This window comes from Streptomyces sp. NBC_00250 (assembly GCF_036192275.1).
Classification (GTDB): Bacteria; Actinomycetota; Actinomycetes; order Streptomycetales; family Streptomycetaceae; genus Streptomyces.
The window spans coordinates 2747171-2762436 of sequence record NZ_CP108088.1; the positions used below are offsets into that span (position 1 = coordinate 2747171).

Genomic DNA, 15266 nt, shown 5'->3' on the forward strand with positions numbered 1-15266 from the left:
GGAGTGTCCGTGGCGAATGCCACACTCGCATGCATGAACGCGATCGAGGCACTGACACAGCAGGTCAGCAGGGGTGACCGGGTGAAGTGGCTGCACTTCTGGGGCCACCGTCCGCACCCCGACGGGCGCCTCTCGGCGAGCTGCCTGAGCCAGTGGTGGCCGGCACCCTTCGTGGTCGACGGCGTGTCGTACGCGACGGCCGAGCACTGGATGATGGCGGCCAAGGCCCGGCTCTTCGAGGACGCCGAGGCGGAGCGCGCCGCGCTGACCGCCGGTACCCCGGCGGAGGCCAAGAAGGCGGGCCGCCTGGTGCGGGGCTTCGACGACACGGTGTGGGCGCGCGAGCGCTTCGGGATCGTCGTCGAGGGAAGCGTCCACAAGTTCTCCTCGGACGAGGCCCTGCGCGCCTATCTCCTCGGCACGCGCGGCCGGGTCCTGGTGGAGGCCAGCCCGCTGGACCGCGTCTGGGGCATCGGCCTCGCGGCCGACGACCCCCGCGCCCAGGACCCCGCCCGCTGGCGCGGCGACAACCTCCTGGGCTTCGCCCTGATGGAGGCACGGGAGCGACTGCTCACGGCCGCCTGAGCGGCACCCGGTGTGACACGCGACAGGGCCCCGCACCTCAAGAGGTGCGGGGCCCTGTCGCGTGCGTCGCTCAGCGGCTGCCGTCGACCACCAGGCTCGAAGCGAACGGGTCCTCGTAGTCCGGGTCCCCGGAGGTGGAGGATCCCTGCGTGGCCGCCCAGATGAGGAAGCCCAGGAAGACGGCGCTGATCAGGAGGCCGATCGCGCCGAGCACGATGCCCGCGACCGCCATGCCCCGGTTGGTCGCCTCGCCCCGGCCGGCCTTCTTCAGGCCGATGATGCCGAAGATCAGCGCCAGGATGCCCAGGATCGTGCCCAGGCCCCACAGGCAGAAGCCCGCCACCGAGATGATGCCGAGCACCATCGCGGCCGTCCCCATGCCGTTGGACGGGGACTGCTGCCAGCCGGGCTGGCCGCCGTAGCCGCCGGCCGCCGGGTATCCGGAGTAGCCGTACCCGGAGGCCGCCGGGGTCGGGGCCGTCGGGTAGCCGTACCCGCCGGAGGTGTTCGCCGCCGGGTAGCCGTACGCGCCGGGCGTGGCCGCCGGGCCGCCGGGTGCCACCGGTGGCGGCGGCACCTCGCCGGGGCCGGGCGACGCGAGCGGAACGGACGTGACGGTCTGCTGGTCGTGCACCGGCGAGGGCGACGGAGTCACCGGCTTGCTCAGTTCCACCCCGTCACGGTTCGGCGGAGCCCACGGGTCCGTCGGGTCGTATCCGCCCCGCGACTGGTCTTGGTTGTCAGACATGGGCCTCCCCCATCATGGTCCCCGCCATGCTACGGCCTCCCCCCTGAGGGGGAACCGTCCGGCCTACGATGACGGGATGACCGATCTCCATCCCTTCATCGCGGGCCTTCCCAAGGCCGAGCTGCACGTCCACCACGTGGGCTCCGCCTCGCCCCGGATCGTCGCCGAGCTCGCCGCCCGGCACCCCGACTCCAAGGTCCCCACGGACCCGGAGGCGCTGACCGACTACTTCACGTTCACCGACTTCGCGCACTTCATCGACGTCTATCTGTCGGTCGTCGACCTGGTCCGCACCCCCGAGGACGTCCGGCTGCTGACCTTCGAGGTCGCCCGTGACATGGCCCGGCAGAACATCCGGTACGCCGAGCTGACCGTCACCCCTTACTCCTCCACCCGCCGGGGCATCGACGAGCGCGCCTTCATGGCGGCCATAGAGGACGCCCGCAAGGCGGCCGAGGCCGAGTTCGGCACGATCCTGCGCTGGTGCTTCGACATCCCGGGCGAGGCCGGTCTGGTCTCCGCCGAGGAGACCGCGCGCCTCGCCACCACCGACGGGATCCGCCCCGAGGGCCTCGTCTCCTTCGGCCTCGGCGGCCCGGAGATCGGCGTGCCGCGTCCGCAGTTCAAGCCGTTCTTCGACCGGGCGCGGGCGGCCGGTCTGCACTCCGTCCCGCACGCGGGCGAGACGACCGGCCCGCAGACGATCTGGGACGCGATCGACGACCTGGGCGCCGAGCGCATCGGCCACGGCACCAGCTCGGTCCAGGACCCGGCGCTCCTCGCCCACCTGGCGGAGCACCGGATCGCCCTGGAGGTCTGCCCGACCTCGAACATCGCCACCCGGGCCGTCGCCACCCTGGACGAGCACCCGATCCGGCAGATGGTCGACGCCGGCGTCCTCGTCACGATCAACAGCGACGACCCGCCGATGTTCGGCACCGACCTCAACAACGAGTACGCGGTCGCCGCCCGGCTCCTCGGCCTCGACGAGCGCGGGGTCGCCGCCCTCGCGAAGAACGCGGTGGAGGCCTCGTTCCTCGACCCGGCCGGGAAGACCCGGATCGCCGCCGAGATCGACACGTACACCGACAACTGGCTCGCGCGCTGACGACGGCGAGAATGGGGCCATGGACTCCGACACCGCCATGGAGGCGACCGCCGTCGTGAAAGCCGCCGAGGCCAAGGCCCCCGTCACCGTCGTGGCCCATCGCGGCGACCCGTACCGCGTCCGCGAGAACACGCTCCGCTCGATCGCCTCGGCGATCGAGCGGGGTGCGGACGCCGTCGAGATCGACGTGCGGCTGACGAAGGACGGGGTGCCCGTCCTCCTCCACGACGACACCCTGAAGCGCCTGTGGGGCCACGACCGGCCGCTCTCCGCGCTCTCGTACGAGCAGCTCACCGAGCTGACGTACGGCGGGGTCCCGACGCTGCGCGAGGCGCTGCTCACCGCCGGCGAGAAGCGGCTGATGCTGGACCTGCCCGGCGGCGACGAGGACTCGGTCCGCACCATCGTCCGTACGGTCCGCGAGTGCGGCGCCGGGGAGCGGGTGTACTACTGCGCCGGGGGCGTCGCCATGCTCCAGGTGCGGGCCGCCGACCCGGCCGCCGAGATCGCCCTGACCTGGACGTCGCTCGCCCCGCCCCGCGCGGTGCTGCTCGAAGCGGTCCGTCCCCGGTGGCTCAACTACCGCTTCGGCCTGGTGAGTCGGGAGCTGACCGACCGCGTGCACAAGGACGGGCTGCTCGTCTCGGCCTGGACCGCGGACACCTCGCGCACCATGCGTAAGCTGATCAAGAACGGGGTCGACTCGATCACCACGAACCGGGTCGACGCACTCGCCACCGTCCTGCGAAAGGCCCAGGCATGAACGACCGGATCCGGACCGACATCGCCCACAACGCCCGGGTGTGGAACTACTGGCTGGGCGGCAAGGACAACTATCCGGTCGACCGCGCGGTCGGCGACCAGGTCACCGGCTTCTACCCGAGCATCGGCGAAGTGGCCCGCGCGGACCGGGCGTTCCTCGGCCGCACCGTGACGCATCTCGCCGCCGAGGCGGGCGTCCGCCAGTTCCTCGACATCGGTACGGGCCTGCCGACCGCCGACAACACCCACGAGGTCGCCCAGCGGACCGCGCCCGACGCCCGGATCGTCTACGTCGACAACGACCCGATCGTCCTCACCCACGCCCGCGCGCTCCTGACCAGCGCGCCGGAGGGGATCACCGAGTACGTGGACGCCGACGCCCACGACCCGGAGAAGATCCTGGCGGCAGCCGGAGCGACGCTCGACCTGTCCCGGCCGGTCGCCGTGATGATGCTCGGCATCCTCAACTTCGTCCTGGACACCGACGAGGCACGGTCGATCGTCCGCACCCTGATGGCCGCCGTCCCCTCCGGCAGCCACCTGGTCCTCACCCACCCCACCCTGGAGCCGGAGCTCGGCGGCGAGGGCAACAAGGCCGCGATGGCCTTCTGGAACGAGAACGCCACCCCGCCGATCACCGCCCGCAGCCGCGCCGAGTTCGCCTCCTTCTTCGACGGCCTCGACCTCCTGGAGCCGGGCATCGTCTCCTGCGCGCGCTGGCGCGCCGCCTCCGAAGAGGCCTACACGGTCGCGCAGTTCGGCGCGGTGGGCCGCAAGCCGTAATGGACGTACGGGGGGACGTGCGCGGCCGGTGGGAGCGGGGGCGCACCTGGGGCGCGGCGAACCCGTGGGCGGTGGACCTGGGGATCGCGCTGCTCGTCCAGGCGGCGATGACCATGCCGTTCGTGGTGCCGCGCGGGCCGGAACTCGAACCGGCGACCTGGCCCGCGTACGGGCTGACGACGCTCACGGTGGTCCCGCTCGTCTGGCGGCGGCGGGCGCCGATCGCCGTACTCCTCGCGATCCTGGCGACGAGCGCGCTCTACACACTGGCGCTCGAAGGACCGGGCCAGCCGCTGCCGTACACCGGGCTCGTCAGTGTCTACACGATCGCGCTGCTCTCGCCGGCGTGGAAGCGGCTCACGACGGCAGGACTCCTGATGGTCGCGGTGCCGGCATCGGTGTGGCTCAACACCCAGTCGGCCCGTGAACTGACCTTCTCGCTCTTCGTGTTCGGTGCCGCCTACGTCTTCGGCCGGCTCCAGGACGCCCGGCAGCGGGCGCACCTGATCGAGGCGGAGCGGGCCGCCGCACGCGAACGGGCCCGGATCGCACGGGAGATGCACGACATCCTGTCGCACGCGGTGAGCCTGATGGTGGTGCAGGCGGAGGCGGGCCCGGTGGCGGTCCGGGCGGCGCCCGAGCGCGCCGAGGCGGCGTTCGAGGCGATCTCGGAGACGGGCCGCGAGGCGATGACACAGCTGCGGCAGATGCTGGGGCTGCTGCGGGAGGGTTCCGAGGGTCCGGCGCCCCGCGAGCCGCAGCCGGACCTCTCCGAACTCCCCGGGCTGGTGCAGCGGGTGAAGGCCAGCGGCCTGGAGGTGGAGTACACGACGGAGGGCGGGGTACGGGCGCTGCCCGCGGCGACCGGCGCCGGCGTCTACCGGATCGTCCAGGAGGCGCTGACGAACGTCGTCAAGCACGCGGGCGCCCGCACGGCCGACGTCCGGCTCGTCCACGCGGACGGCGTCCTGCGGATCACGGTGACGGACGACGGCCGCGGGCCCGGACCGGGGGCGGCCGCCCGCGGCTCCGGCGGCCACGGGCTGACCGGCATCCGGGAGCGGGCCGCCGCGCACGGTGGGACGGCGACGACCGGACCGGGTCCGGGCGGCCGGGGATTCGAGGTGCGGGTCCTGCTCCCCGTACCCACGACGGCGGAGGTGGGGACATGACGACGATCCGGGTGGTGGTCGCGGACGACCAGGAACTGGTCCGCAGCGGTTTCGCGATGATCCTGGACGCGCAGCCGGACATCGAGGTGGTGGCGGAGGCCGGGGACGGCGCGGAGGCGATCGAGGCGGTGCGCCGGCACGCGCCCGACGTGGCGCTGCTGGACATCCGGATGCCCCGCACCGACGGCATCGAGGCCTGCCGGGCGATCAGCGCCGAGTCGGCCTGCCGGACGGTGATCCTGACGACCTTCGACACCGACGCGTACGTGTACGAGGCGCTGCACGCCGGCGCGAGCGGCTTCCTCCTCAAGGACGTACGACGGGACGACCTGGTGCACGCGGTACGGGTGGTGGCGGCGGGCGAGTCGCTCCTCGCGCCGTCCGTGGCGCGCCGTCTGGTGGAGCAGTACACGGCGGGCGGACCCCGCAGGGCGGCCCAGGGACCCGACCCCCGCCTGGAGGTGCTGACGGGCCGGGAGCGGGAGACGCTCCTCCTTCTCGCCCGCGGTCTGTCCAACGCGGAGATCGCGGCGGAGCTGGTGGTCAGCGACCACACGGTGAAGACCCACGTGGGCAATGTGCTCGCCAAACTGGGGCTGCGCGACCGCATCCAGGCGGTGATCTGCGCGTACGAGACGGGGCTGGTCGCGGCGGGCTCTCCCCCGCCCGGGGGAGACGGGGGACGTGGCTCCTCCCCCGCGTCGGCGAGGAACTGACCGGCGCAAGACCGCCGGTGCGGGCGATCCGCTGATCGCCGCAGGTCAGCAGGATGGAGCCATCGAGAACAACGGCTCACACCACCGGAGTTGACCATGAGGAAGTCCACCCACGCGCTGCTCGCCGCCGCCCTGGTCATGGGCGTCGCGGCGGGCCCGGCCCTGACCCCGGCCTTCGCGACGGCCCCGGCGGCCGCGTCGACCGCACGGCCGGTGAGCCCGGACCTGAGCGCGGTGATCGCCGGGCTTCCCCGGGCCGACGCCACGGCCGCGCTCGTCCGGGTCGGCGGCACCGAGGGTTCCTGGCAGGGCAGTTCAGGTGTCCATGACCTGACGACCGGTGCCCCGGCGGACCCGGCCGCCCGTTTCCGCGCCGGATCGGTGACGAAGGTGTTCACGGCGGCGACCGTCCTCCAGCTGGCGTCCGAGCGCCGGATCGACCTGGACCGCACGGCCCGCTCGTACCTGCCGGAGCTGATCCCCGGCCGGTACGCCACGGTGACCGTGCGCCAGCTCCTGAACCACACCCACGGCATCCCGGCCCCCGAACTGGCCGTCGGCGACACGGTGGAGGAGTGGTACGCCCACCGCTTCGACGTCCACAGCCCGGAGGCCGTGGTCCGCTCGGCCACGGCGAAGCCGCGCGAGTTCCGGCCCGGCACGAAGCAGCACTACCTCAACATCGGTTACACGATCGCCGGTCTGATCGTGGAGCGGGTGACGGGCGACTCGTACGAGCGTCAGGTGGAGCGGCGGATCCTGCGCCCGCTGGGCCTGCGGGACACGTACCTTCCGGGTGAGGCGGCCGGGCTCGTCGGCCCGTACAACCACGGCTACCAGACCATGCGTCTCGACGACGGGACGACCGGTCTGCGTGACGTCTCCGTGTGGGGGGTGACGGACGGCTGGGCGGCCGGTGACCTGGTCTCGACCACGGCCGACCTGGAGCGGTTCACCCGGGCGCTGTTCACGGGCCGGGTGGTGCGCGGGCCGCTCCTGGAGGAGATGTTCACCCTGCCGAAGGTCGCGGACCTGAAGTCCGGCGATCCGGCCGCGTACTCCGCGGGTCTTTCGATGAAGAAGCTCGGCGGCCGCGAGGTCTGGGGCAAGACGGGCGGCCGCTGGGGGTACAACACGGCCATCGCCTCGACCCGCGACGGCGCGCGCACCCTCGTCTACAGCGTCAACTCCACCGACGCGAAGGGCCAGGACATGAACCCGACCGCCCTGAACCTCATGGTCGCGGCGTACGGCCTGCCGGACTAGCGGGCGCCGGCCGCCACGGGCTCCGGTGCCGTGGCGGCTTCGAGCCGCTTGATCATCCGGCGGACGTGGAGCAGCGGCAGGATCCCGATGACGCCGAAGGACATGTCGATGACCGACCACCAGAAGGGGATGTCCCGGATCGGACCGCAGATCAGGGCGAGCGGGATGATGCCGACGCAGGCGATCATGCCGAACTCGACGACCCAGATGTTGCGGACGGGGTCGCGGTAGGCGCCGTAGAAGGCGACCGCGATGACGAGGTGGGCGAAGGCGAGCCAGTCGGTGCCGTAGAGCAGGTACGGGGCCTGCTCGTCGGCGGCCTCGACACCGCCCCGCACCCGGTCGATCCACTCGGCGAGCCCGGGGAAGAGCTCGGCCACGGGCGCCGCCCACCCGTCGAGCGAGGAGTCGAGCAGCCGGAGTTCGGTGACGAGCGGGAAGGCGGTGGCCCCGCTCAGGACCAGACAGACGACGAAGACGATCAGCCAGACGCGGATGCGCTTGAGAAGGGCTCTCGGCCCGTTCGTGTCGCTCATGGGGCCAGCGTACGCCCCTCTTGAACACGTTCAGAAACGGGGTGCCGGTCGGTGTCCCACCGCGGGCTGCACCGCTCGACGCCCCGCCGGGCGCGGCGCCAGCCGGCGTCCCACCGCGTGCGCGAGGACGGTCGCGCCCGCCGCCACCCCCAGGCCGGTGACCACGTCCCGGAGCCCGGCCGGGCGGAGCACCCCCGCGCGGCGCAGCCGGCCACGCGCCCAGAGGGTGAAGGGGATGACCACGAGCGGCGAGGTGACGGAGCCGGGGGTCACCCCCCGCACGGCGGCGGCCTGCGCGAGGTGGACGAGGCCGTGCAGGCCGAAGCCGTTCAACGCCCCCTGGTAGAAGGCGGACCGGCCGCCGGAACGGACCCCGGCCGCGGCGGCGGCGCCGACGATTGTCGCCATCACCCCGACGGCGAGGGCGAATTCACGTTCGTCGACGGACTCGGCGGCCTTCCACACCGTCTCCGGCACCCCGGGAAAGCGCTCGCGCAGCAGAGGCAGGTTCTCCCGCAGCCATCGCGGCCCGAAGGCCAGCTCCTCGGCGTCGTGGACGGCCCAGGCGAGGAACAGCCCGTAGCCGACGAGCGGGTTCACGTTCGATGTGGTCACATCCGGCTCAACTCACAGCCCCACGATGGCGTTCCACCTCTTGGTGAACTCCTGACGCTCCTTGGCCGTGATGTCCCGGGCGATCGCGAGCCGCCCCCGCATGTCCGCGTCCGGGAAGATCAGCGGGTCCTCGGCGAGGGCCACGAGTTCCTCGTCGCCGGAGTCCGCGAGGACCTGCTGCGCGGCCGGTACCGGGCAGACGTAGTTGACCCAGGCGGCGAGTTCGGCGGCGACCTCGGGCTCGTAGTAGTAGTCGACGAGCTTCTCGGCGTTGGTCTTGTGCTGCGCGAGGTTGGGGATCATCAGGGACTCGGCCCACAGTTCGGCGCCCTCCTCGGGGACGACGAACTCGATGTCCGGGTTGTCGGCCTGGAGCTGGATGACGTCGCCCGAGTACGCCTGGCAGGCCAGCACATCGCCGGTCGACAGGTCCTTGATGTAGTCGTTGCCGGTGAAGCGGCGGATGTGCCGGGTCCTGACGAGGCCTTCGACCTGCTCGCACAGGGCGTGGAAGTCGTCGCCGGTCCAGCGGGTGACGTCGACGCCCCGGCCCATCATGAGCAGCGCGAAGGACTCGTCGAGCCCGGACAGCAGGGTGACCTTGCCGCGCAGGTCGTCGGCCCACAGCTCCTTGGTGGAGCGCAGTTCCCGGCCGAGCTTCCTGCGGTTGTACGCGATGCCGGTGATCCCGGACTGCCAGGGCACGCTGTGCAGCCGGCCCGGGTCGAAGGCGGGTGAGCGGAGCTGCGGGTTGAGGTTCTCGGCGACGTTCGGCTGGGTGGCGCGGTTCATCTCCTGGACCCAGCCCAGGCGGACGAAACGGGCGGCCATCCAGTCGCTGACGACGATCAGATCGCGACCGGTCTCCTGGTGGTTCGTCAGGGACGGGCTGATCTTGCCGAAGAACTCGTCGTTGTCGTTGATCTCCTCGGTGTACCGGACGGATATCCCGGTGCGCTTCCGGAAGGCGTCGAGGGTCGGGCGCTTCCTGGGGTCCTCGTCATCGGTGTCGATGTAGAGCGGCCAGTTGGCGAAGTCGACCGTCCGGTCGCGTGCGGAGAGGTCGCGGCCGGCCCGCTCGCTCTCGTCGACGTACGCGGCGGGGACCCCGCACCCGGCGGCGAGCAGACTCGCGGCCCCGGCACCCCCGATGCCGCGCAGCAGGGACCGGCGGGACATGTTGTTCCTGGCTGTCGCTCTCACCCGTGCAGCATCGCGGCCCGCCACCACCTGCGGCAATGGACGGTCCGTCGAGCGACGCGGCGCGGCCCCGACACCCTGTCGACCGGGGTGCCGGGGCCGCGTGGTCCGTTCGGACCGAAATCCAGGCCGAGGTTCGGACCGGGATTCAGGCGGGAGTTCAGCTCAGGGAGGTCATGACGTGCTTGATGCGCGTGTAGTCCTCGAAGCCGTACGCGGAGAGGTCCTTGCCGTAGCCGGACTTCTTGTAGCCGCCGTGGGGCATCTCGGCGACGAGCGGGATGTGGGTGTTGATCCACACGCAACCGAAGTCGAGGGCCTTGGACATGCGCATCGCGCGCGCGTGGTCCTTGGTCCAGACGGAGGAGGCGAGGGCGTACTCGACGTCGTTGGCGAACGCGAGGGCCTGGGCCTCGTCCGTGAAGGACTGGACCGTGATGACCGGGCCGAAGACCTCGTTCTGGACGATCTCGTCGTCCTGCTTGAGGCCGGAGACGACGGTCGGGGCGTAGAAGTAGCCCTTGTCGCCGACGCGGTGACCGCCGGCCTCGACCTTGGCGTGGGCCGGGAGGCGCTCGATGAAGCCGGTGACCTGCTTCAGCTGGTTGGCGTTGTTGAGCGGGCCGTACAGCACGTCCTCGTCGTCCGGCTGACCGGTCTTGGTCTCGGCGGCCGCCTTGGCGAGCGCGGCGACGAACTCGTCGTGGATGGACTCGTGGACGAGGACGCGGGTGGCGGCCGTACAGTCCTGGCCGGCGTTGAAGAAGCCCGCGACGGAGATGTCCCCGACGGCCTTGTCGATGTCGGTGTCCTCGAAGACGACGACCGGCGCCTTGCCGCCCAGCTCCAGGTGGACGCGCTTGACGTCCTTGGCCGCAGACTCGGCGACCTGCATGCCGGCGCGGACCGAGCCGGTGATGGAGGCCATCGCCGGGGTCGGGTGCTCGACCATGGCCTTGCCGGTCTCGCGGTCGCCGCAGATGACGTTGAAGACGCCCTTGGGGACGATCTGCCCGATGATCTCGGCCATCAGGACGGTCGACGCGGGGGTCGTGTCCGAGGGCTTGAGGACGACGGTGTTGCCCGCGGCGAGCGCCGGGGCGAACTTCCACACGGCCATCATCATCGGGTAGTTCCACGGCGCGACCTGGGCGCAGACGCCCACGGGCTCGCGGCGGACGATGGAGGTCATGCCCTCCATGTACTCGCCGGCCGAGCGGCCTTCGAGCATGCGGGCGGCACCGGCGAAGAAGCGGATCTGGTCCACCATCGGCGGTACCTCCTCGCTCGCGACGAGGGCGGTCGGCTTGCCGGTGTTGAGCACCTCGGCGGCGATGAGGTCCTCGGCGCGCTCCTCGAAGGCGTCGGCGATCTTGAGGAGCACCTTCTGGCGCTCGGCCGGGGTGCTGTCACGCCAGGCGGGGAAGGCGGCCTCGGCGGCCTCCATGGCGGCGTCGACGTCGGCCTGCCCCGAGAGCGGGGAGGTGGCGTACACCTCGCCGGTGGCCGGGTTGACCACGTCGATGGTGCGGCCGTCGGCCGCGTCGCGGAACTCCCCGTTGATGTAGTTACGCAGCCGGCGCAGCTCGGTGGTCACTTGCCACCCCTCCTGTCACGTTCTGGGTCGCACGTCCTTGTGCGGTGTCCCGATGGGCGAGACACCTCAGCCTAGTCGCTCGGCTGACGCTTTCAACAGGCCCACCCCCCTGCAACTTCGGATTCCGTGCGTTTCGAGCTCCTCGACAACGAATTACATCGCTCCGGGGTTGCAAGACCGACATTCTCGGTGCACAGTGAAGTCGTGGCCAGTCGAAGCACAGACTCCAGAACCGGAACCGGTTCGTCCCCGACGATCGACGCCGTCTCCCTGGCGATCATCGAACAGCTCCAAGAGGACGGTCGCCGTCCCTACGCGGCGATAGGCAAGGCCGTAGGCCTCTCCGAAGCGGCCGTGCGGCAGCGCGTCCAGAAGCTGCTCGATCAGGGCGTCATGCAGATCGTCGCCGTCACCGACCCGCTCACCGTGGGTTTCCGGCGGCAGGCGATGGTCGGCATCAACGTCGAGGGTGACCTTGATCCGGTTGCGGAAGCCCTGACAGGCATGGCCGAATGCGAGTACGTGGTGATGACCGCGGGCTCGTTCGACCTGATGGTGGAGGTCGTCTGCGAGGACGACGACCACCTGCTGGATGTGATCAACAAGCGCATCCGGACTCTGCCGGGCGTCCGCTCGACCGAGAGCTTCGTCTACCTCAAGCTCAAGAAGCAGACCTATATGTGGGGAACCCGATAATCGTGACCCAGGACCTCTCCAAGACCGCGTACGACCACCTGTGGATGCACTTCACCCGCATGTCGTCCTACGAGAACTCGCCCGTTCCCACCATCGTGCGTGGTGAGGGCACCTACATCTTCGACGACAAGGGCAAGCGCTACCTCGACGGTCTCGCGGGTCTCTTCGTGGTCAACGCCGGACACGGCCGCGAGGAGCTGGCCGAGGTCGCGTACAAGCAGGCCAAGGAGCTCGCGTTCTTCCCGGTGTGGTCGTACGCGCACCCCAAGGCCGTCGAGCTCGCCGAGCGTCTCGCGGACTACGCCCCGGGCGACCTGAACAAGGTCTTCTTCACCACCGGTGGCGGAGAGGCCGTCGAGACCGCCTGGAAGCTCGCCAAGCAGTACTTCAAGCTGCAGGGCAAGCCCACCAAGTACAAGGTCATCTCGCGTGCGGTCGCCTACCACGGCACCCCGCAGGGCGCCCTGTCCATCACCGGCCTGCCGGCCCTGAAGGCCCCCTTCGAGCCGCTGGTCCCCGGCGCCCACAAGGTGCCGAACACCAACATCTACCGCGCCCCGATCCACGGTGACGACCCCGAGGCCTTCGGCCGCTGGGCCGCCGACCAGATCGAGCAGGAGATCCTCTTCGAGGGCGCCGACACCGTCGCCGCCGTCTTCCTGGAGCCCGTGCAGAACGCCGGTGGCTGCTTCCCGCCGCCGCCCGGCTACTTCCAGCGCGTCCGCGAGATCTGCGACCAGTACGACGTGCTGCTCGTCTCCGACGAGACGATCTGCGCCTTCGGCCGCCTCGGCACGATGTTCGCCTGTGACAAGTTCGGCTACGTGCCCGACATGATCACCTGCGCCAAGGGCATGACCTCGGGCTACTCCCCGATCGGTGCCTGCATCGTCTCGGACCGCATCGCGGAGCCGTTCTACAAGGGCGACAACACCTTCCTCCACGGCTACACCTTCGGTGGCCACCCGGTGTCGTCGGCGGTCGCGCTCGCCAACCTCGACATCTTCGACAAGGAAGGCCTGAACCAGCACGTGCTGGACCAGGAGGGCAACTTCTTCGACACCCTGAAGAAGCTGCACGACCTCCCGATCGTCGGCGACGTCCGCGGCAACGGCTTCTTCTACGGCATCGAGCTCGTCAAGGACAAGGTCACCAAGGAGTCCTTCACGGACGAGGAGACCGAGCGCGTCCTGTACGGCTTCCTCTCCAAGGCGCTCTTCGAGAACGGCCTGTACTGCCGTGCCGACGACCGTGGCGACCCGGTCATCCAGCTCGCCCCGCCGCTGATCGCCGACCAGGGCACCTTCGACGAGATCGAAGGCATCCTGCGCTCGGTGCTCACCGAGGCCTGGACCAAGCTGTAACGGTCCCCGCCCCGCGAGGCGCACGACATCACGCCACCCTCATGGCGTGACCCCGGCCCGGGTCTGCCTCCATCCGAGTGGATGGAGGCGGCCCGGGCCGTGTGCTGTCCGTACAACCGGATCTGAATCCTTACGGTGCCCAGTGACCGACAGGCCCTTCCCTTCGTTCCCCCGGACGGGGGACACAGATCGGATCCGACATCGAGGTGTACGCGATGGCCCCACCGGACAACGACGTGCTCTGGGCGCGTTCCCTGCACTGCGCCCTGGGCGGTTCGGACGCCCTCAGCGGCGTCTCCCTCGGCCTCCGCGAGGGCGAGATCCTCGCCCTCGTCGGCCCGCGCGGGAGCGGCAAGACCACCCTCATGCGCTGCCTGTCCGGCCAGCTCCTCGCCCAACAGGGCGAGGTCTGGTTCAACAGCAGCCCCGTGCACACCCTGGGCCCCGCCGACCGCGAACGGCTCCGGCGCGACCGCTTCGGCTGGATCGACCCCGAGCCCGGCCTCGTCCCCGAGCTCACCGGCTGGGAGAACGTGGCCCTGCCGCTGCTGCTCCGCAAGGTCTCCCACCGGGCCGCGAAGACCACTGCCGTGGAATGGCTGGAGCGCCTGGACATCGGCGCCGCCGCCCGCAAACGGCCGCACGCCCTCACCCACTCCCAGCGCCAGCGCATCGCCATCGCCCGCGCCCTCGTCACCACCCCGTCGGTGCTGTTCGCCGACGAACCCACCGCCACCCTGCACCGGGCCGACGGCGCCCAGGTCCTGCGCACCCTGACCGCCGCCGCCCGCTCCCACGGCATCACCGTGCTCCTCGCCACCCACGACGCCGAGGTCGCGGCGCTCGCCGACCGCACGGTCGCGCTCCTCGACGGACGCCGGGTCGGCACCGTACCCCCGGCGTCAGGGGCGGAGGGCGTCGCCGCGTGCTCGCTCTCCGTCTAGCCCGCGGGGCCCACCCCCTCGTCCTGACGCGCCGGCTCCTCGTCGCCGCCGCGGCCGCGGGGGTGGGCTTCCTCCTGCTCTGCACCCTCGGGTACGCGGTCGGGCACCCGGAGCGGTCCTCGGCGTCCGCGCTGCGGCTGCTCTGGTGCCTCCTGCCGCTCGCCGCGACCGTGCAGTTCGCGGTCGCGGTGGCCCGCACGGACCCCAGCACCCGCCCGCGCCCCGGGCTGTCGGCCGTCGGCCTCGGCCCCGCCCGCCTCACCGCCATCGCCGCCGCCTCGACGGCCGTCGCCTGCACGCTCGGCTCGATGGTCGCACTGCTGTTCTACCTGCATCTGCGCGGCGACATCACCGGCCTGCCCTTCGACGGGGCCGCCGCCGAGCTCCTCGCCGCCGACCAGCCCATCCCGCTCGCCGCCGCCCTCACCCTGCTCGCGGTCCTCCCGGTCGTCGCCGCCACGGCCGCCGGCCTCGCGCTGCGCCCCCGCACCGCGCCCACCGCACCGGAGGGCGCGGAGAGACCGGTGCCGTCCGGGCTGCCCTGGGGCATCGCCCTGGTCGCGGTCGGCCTCGCCATCGAGACGTACGCGGGCCGCAGCGGCGCCGCCGGCGGACTCCCACTGCCGGGCCGCTTCGACGGCAACCCGGCGGGCGTCCTGGTCGGCTGGGTCCTCACCGCCGTCGGCCTCGCGATGGCCGGACCGGGCATCGTCCACGGCTGCGGCCGCCTCCTCCAGGCGGTCCGGCCCGGCGCCACCCGGCTGCTCGCCGGCCGCGTCCTGATGGACGAGTCCCGCCGTATCGGCCGCCCCCTGGGCGTGGTCAGCGCGGTGATCTCCGGAACCCTCGCCGCGGCGGCCCTGCACGACGCGGGCACCGGCCCCGGCGCCTTCGGCCCGCTCACCGGCCTCGGCGCGGCCCTGATCCTGGCCTGCACCACGGCCACCCTGCTCACCGCGGCCCTGGAATCCAAGCAGGGCCGCGCCCACACCACCGAGGCCCTCCTCCGCATCGGCGCCCCGCCCACGGTCCTCCGCTCGGCGGCCCTGCTCCGCGCGGGCATCCTCCTCGCGGTCTTCCTCCCGCTGACATGGGCGGTCGCGGAGCTGGCGGCACTGCCGCTGACCGGCTGAGCGACGGCGCGGCCGCGCACGCTCCAAGGGGGCGGCACCAC

Annotated in this window: 16 protein-coding genes; 11 read left to right on the top strand and 5 right to left on the bottom strand. The window is 71.6% G+C overall.

Annotation, left to right across the window (positions count from 1 at the left end; genetic code table 11):
* The first annotated feature begins 33 nt into the window (after nucleotides 1-33).
* A complete protein-coding gene (locus OG259_RS12135) occupies nucleotides 34-585 on the top strand; it encodes an NADAR family protein (RefSeq protein ID WP_328942292.1) in 552 nt (183 codons plus the stop codon).
* A gap of 70 nt (nucleotides 586-655) precedes the next feature.
* Here OG259_RS12135 and OG259_RS12140 read toward each other — a convergent pair whose 3' ends face one another.
* Nucleotides 656-1333, bottom strand: coding sequence for a DUF4190 domain-containing protein (locus OG259_RS12140; RefSeq protein WP_328942293.1), 678 nt, complete (start codon nucleotides 1331-1333; stop codon nucleotides 656-658).
* Between the two features lie 76 nt (nucleotides 1334-1409).
* Between OG259_RS12140 and OG259_RS12145 the strand changes: the two genes are divergently transcribed.
* The 6 genes from OG259_RS12145 (at nucleotide 1410) to OG259_RS12170 (ending at nucleotide 7140) form a co-directional block, all read left to right on the top strand.
* The gene (locus tag OG259_RS12145; protein ID WP_328942294.1) at nucleotides 1410-2441 is read left to right on the top strand and encodes an adenosine deaminase; all 1032 of its coding nucleotides are present in this window, start codon (nucleotides 1410-1412) and stop codon (nucleotides 2439-2441) included.
* A gap of 37 nt (nucleotides 2442-2478) precedes the next feature.
* Nucleotides 2479-3204, top strand: a complete 726-nt coding sequence (locus tag OG259_RS12150) for a glycerophosphodiester phosphodiesterase (protein ID WP_328947064.1) — start codon at nucleotides 2479-2481, stop codon at nucleotides 3202-3204.
* Nucleotides 3201-3986, top strand: coding sequence for an SAM-dependent methyltransferase (locus OG259_RS12155; RefSeq protein ID WP_328942295.1), 786 nt, complete (start codon nucleotides 3201-3203; stop codon nucleotides 3984-3986). The genes OG259_RS12150 and OG259_RS12155 overlap by 4 nt, the downstream gene beginning before the upstream one ends.
* Nucleotides 3986-5158, top strand: coding sequence for a sensor histidine kinase (locus OG259_RS12160; RefSeq protein ID WP_328942296.1), 1173 nt, complete (start codon nucleotides 3986-3988; stop codon nucleotides 5156-5158). Before OG259_RS12155 ends, OG259_RS12160 begins: the two co-directional genes overlap by 1 nt.
* On the top strand, nucleotides 5155-5874 hold the full coding sequence (locus OG259_RS12165; protein ID WP_328942297.1) for a response regulator transcription factor: 720 nt from the start codon (nucleotides 5155-5157) through the stop codon (nucleotides 5872-5874). Before OG259_RS12160 ends, OG259_RS12165 begins: the two co-directional genes overlap by 4 nt.
* Before the next feature lie 96 nt (nucleotides 5875-5970).
* Entirely contained in the window at nucleotides 5971-7140 is a 1170-nt protein-coding gene (locus tag OG259_RS12170; RefSeq protein WP_328942298.1) for a serine hydrolase domain-containing protein, read from the top strand.
* Here the strand turns inward: OG259_RS12170 and OG259_RS12175 are convergent.
* The 4 genes from OG259_RS12175 to OG259_RS12190 form a co-directional block, all read right to left on the bottom strand.
* On the bottom strand, nucleotides 7137-7676 hold the full coding sequence (locus tag OG259_RS12175; protein WP_328942299.1) for a hypothetical protein: 540 nt from the start codon (nucleotides 7674-7676) through the stop codon (nucleotides 7137-7139). The two genes, OG259_RS12170 and OG259_RS12175, sit on opposite strands and share 4 nt — an antisense overlap.
* 30 nt (nucleotides 7677-7706) lie before the next feature.
* Complete coding sequence (locus OG259_RS12180) at nucleotides 7707-8291, bottom strand: HXXEE domain-containing protein (protein WP_328942300.1); 585 nt, start codon at nucleotides 8289-8291, stop codon at nucleotides 7707-7709.
* Between the two features lie 12 nt (nucleotides 8292-8303).
* Nucleotides 8304-9470: a polyamine ABC transporter substrate-binding protein gene (locus OG259_RS12185; RefSeq protein ID WP_328942301.1), complete on the bottom strand. Its 1167-nt coding sequence runs from the start codon at nucleotides 9468-9470 to the stop codon at nucleotides 8304-8306.
* 181 nt (nucleotides 9471-9651) lie between these two features.
* Complete coding sequence (locus tag OG259_RS12190; protein ID WP_328942302.1) at nucleotides 9652-11088, bottom strand: gamma-aminobutyraldehyde dehydrogenase; 1437 nt, start codon at nucleotides 11086-11088, stop codon at nucleotides 9652-9654.
* Between the two features lie 189 nt (nucleotides 11089-11277).
* Here OG259_RS12190 and OG259_RS12195 point away from each other — a divergent pair, with 189 nt between their 5' ends.
* From OG259_RS12195 to OG259_RS12210, 4 genes are all read left to right on the top strand, one after another.
* A complete protein-coding gene (locus tag OG259_RS12195; RefSeq protein WP_266900918.1) occupies nucleotides 11278-11784 on the top strand; it encodes an Lrp/AsnC family transcriptional regulator in 507 nt (168 codons plus the stop codon).
* Nucleotides 11769-13148: an aspartate aminotransferase family protein gene (locus OG259_RS12200; protein WP_328942303.1), complete on the top strand. Its 1380-nt coding sequence runs from the start codon at nucleotides 11769-11771 to the stop codon at nucleotides 13146-13148. Before OG259_RS12195 ends, OG259_RS12200 begins: the two co-directional genes overlap by 16 nt.
* Nucleotides 13149-13363: 215 nt before the next feature.
* Nucleotides 13364-14092 (top strand): ABC transporter ATP-binding protein, encoded by a 729-nt coding sequence (locus tag OG259_RS12205; RefSeq protein WP_328942304.1) that lies wholly within the window; start codon nucleotides 13364-13366, stop codon nucleotides 14090-14092.
* Complete coding sequence (locus tag OG259_RS12210) at nucleotides 14074-15225, top strand: hypothetical protein (RefSeq protein ID WP_328942305.1); 1152 nt, start codon at nucleotides 14074-14076, stop codon at nucleotides 15223-15225. Before OG259_RS12205 ends, OG259_RS12210 begins: the two co-directional genes overlap by 19 nt.
* The last annotated feature ends 41 nt before the right edge of the window (nucleotides 15226-15266 follow it).

Bases quoted from the DNA above. Each gene is read 5' to 3' on its own strand.
- OG259_RS12135 (WP_328942292.1), top strand. From the start codon at position 34: ATGAACGCGATCGAGGCACTGACACAGCAGGTCAGCAGGGGTGACCGG.
- OG259_RS12140 (WP_328942293.1), bottom strand. From the start codon at position 1,333: ATGTCTGACAACCAAGACCAGTCGCGGGGCGGATACGACCCGACGGAC.
- OG259_RS12145 (WP_328942294.1), top strand. From the start codon at position 1,410: ATGACCGATCTCCATCCCTTCATCGCGGGCCTTCCCAAGGCCGAGCTG.
- OG259_RS12150 (WP_328947064.1), top strand. From the start codon at position 2,479: ATGGAGGCGACCGCCGTCGTGAAAGCCGCCGAGGCCAAGGCCCCCGTC.
- OG259_RS12155 (WP_328942295.1), top strand. From the start codon at position 3,201: ATGAACGACCGGATCCGGACCGACATCGCCCACAACGCCCGGGTGTGG.
- OG259_RS12160 (WP_328942296.1), top strand. From the start codon at position 3,986: ATGGACGTACGGGGGGACGTGCGCGGCCGGTGGGAGCGGGGGCGCACC.
- OG259_RS12165 (WP_328942297.1), top strand. From the start codon at position 5,155: ATGACGACGATCCGGGTGGTGGTCGCGGACGACCAGGAACTGGTCCGC.
- OG259_RS12170 (WP_328942298.1), top strand. From the start codon at position 5,971: ATGAGGAAGTCCACCCACGCGCTGCTCGCCGCCGCCCTGGTCATGGGC.
- OG259_RS12175 (WP_328942299.1), bottom strand. From the start codon at position 7,676: ATGAGCGACACGAACGGGCCGAGAGCCCTTCTCAAGCGCATCCGCGTC.
- OG259_RS12185 (WP_328942301.1), bottom strand. From the start codon at position 9,470: ATGTCCCGCCGGTCCCTGCTGCGCGGCATCGGGGGTGCCGGGGCCGCG.
- OG259_RS12205 (WP_328942304.1), top strand. From the start codon at position 13,364: ATGGCCCCACCGGACAACGACGTGCTCTGGGCGCGTTCCCTGCACTGC.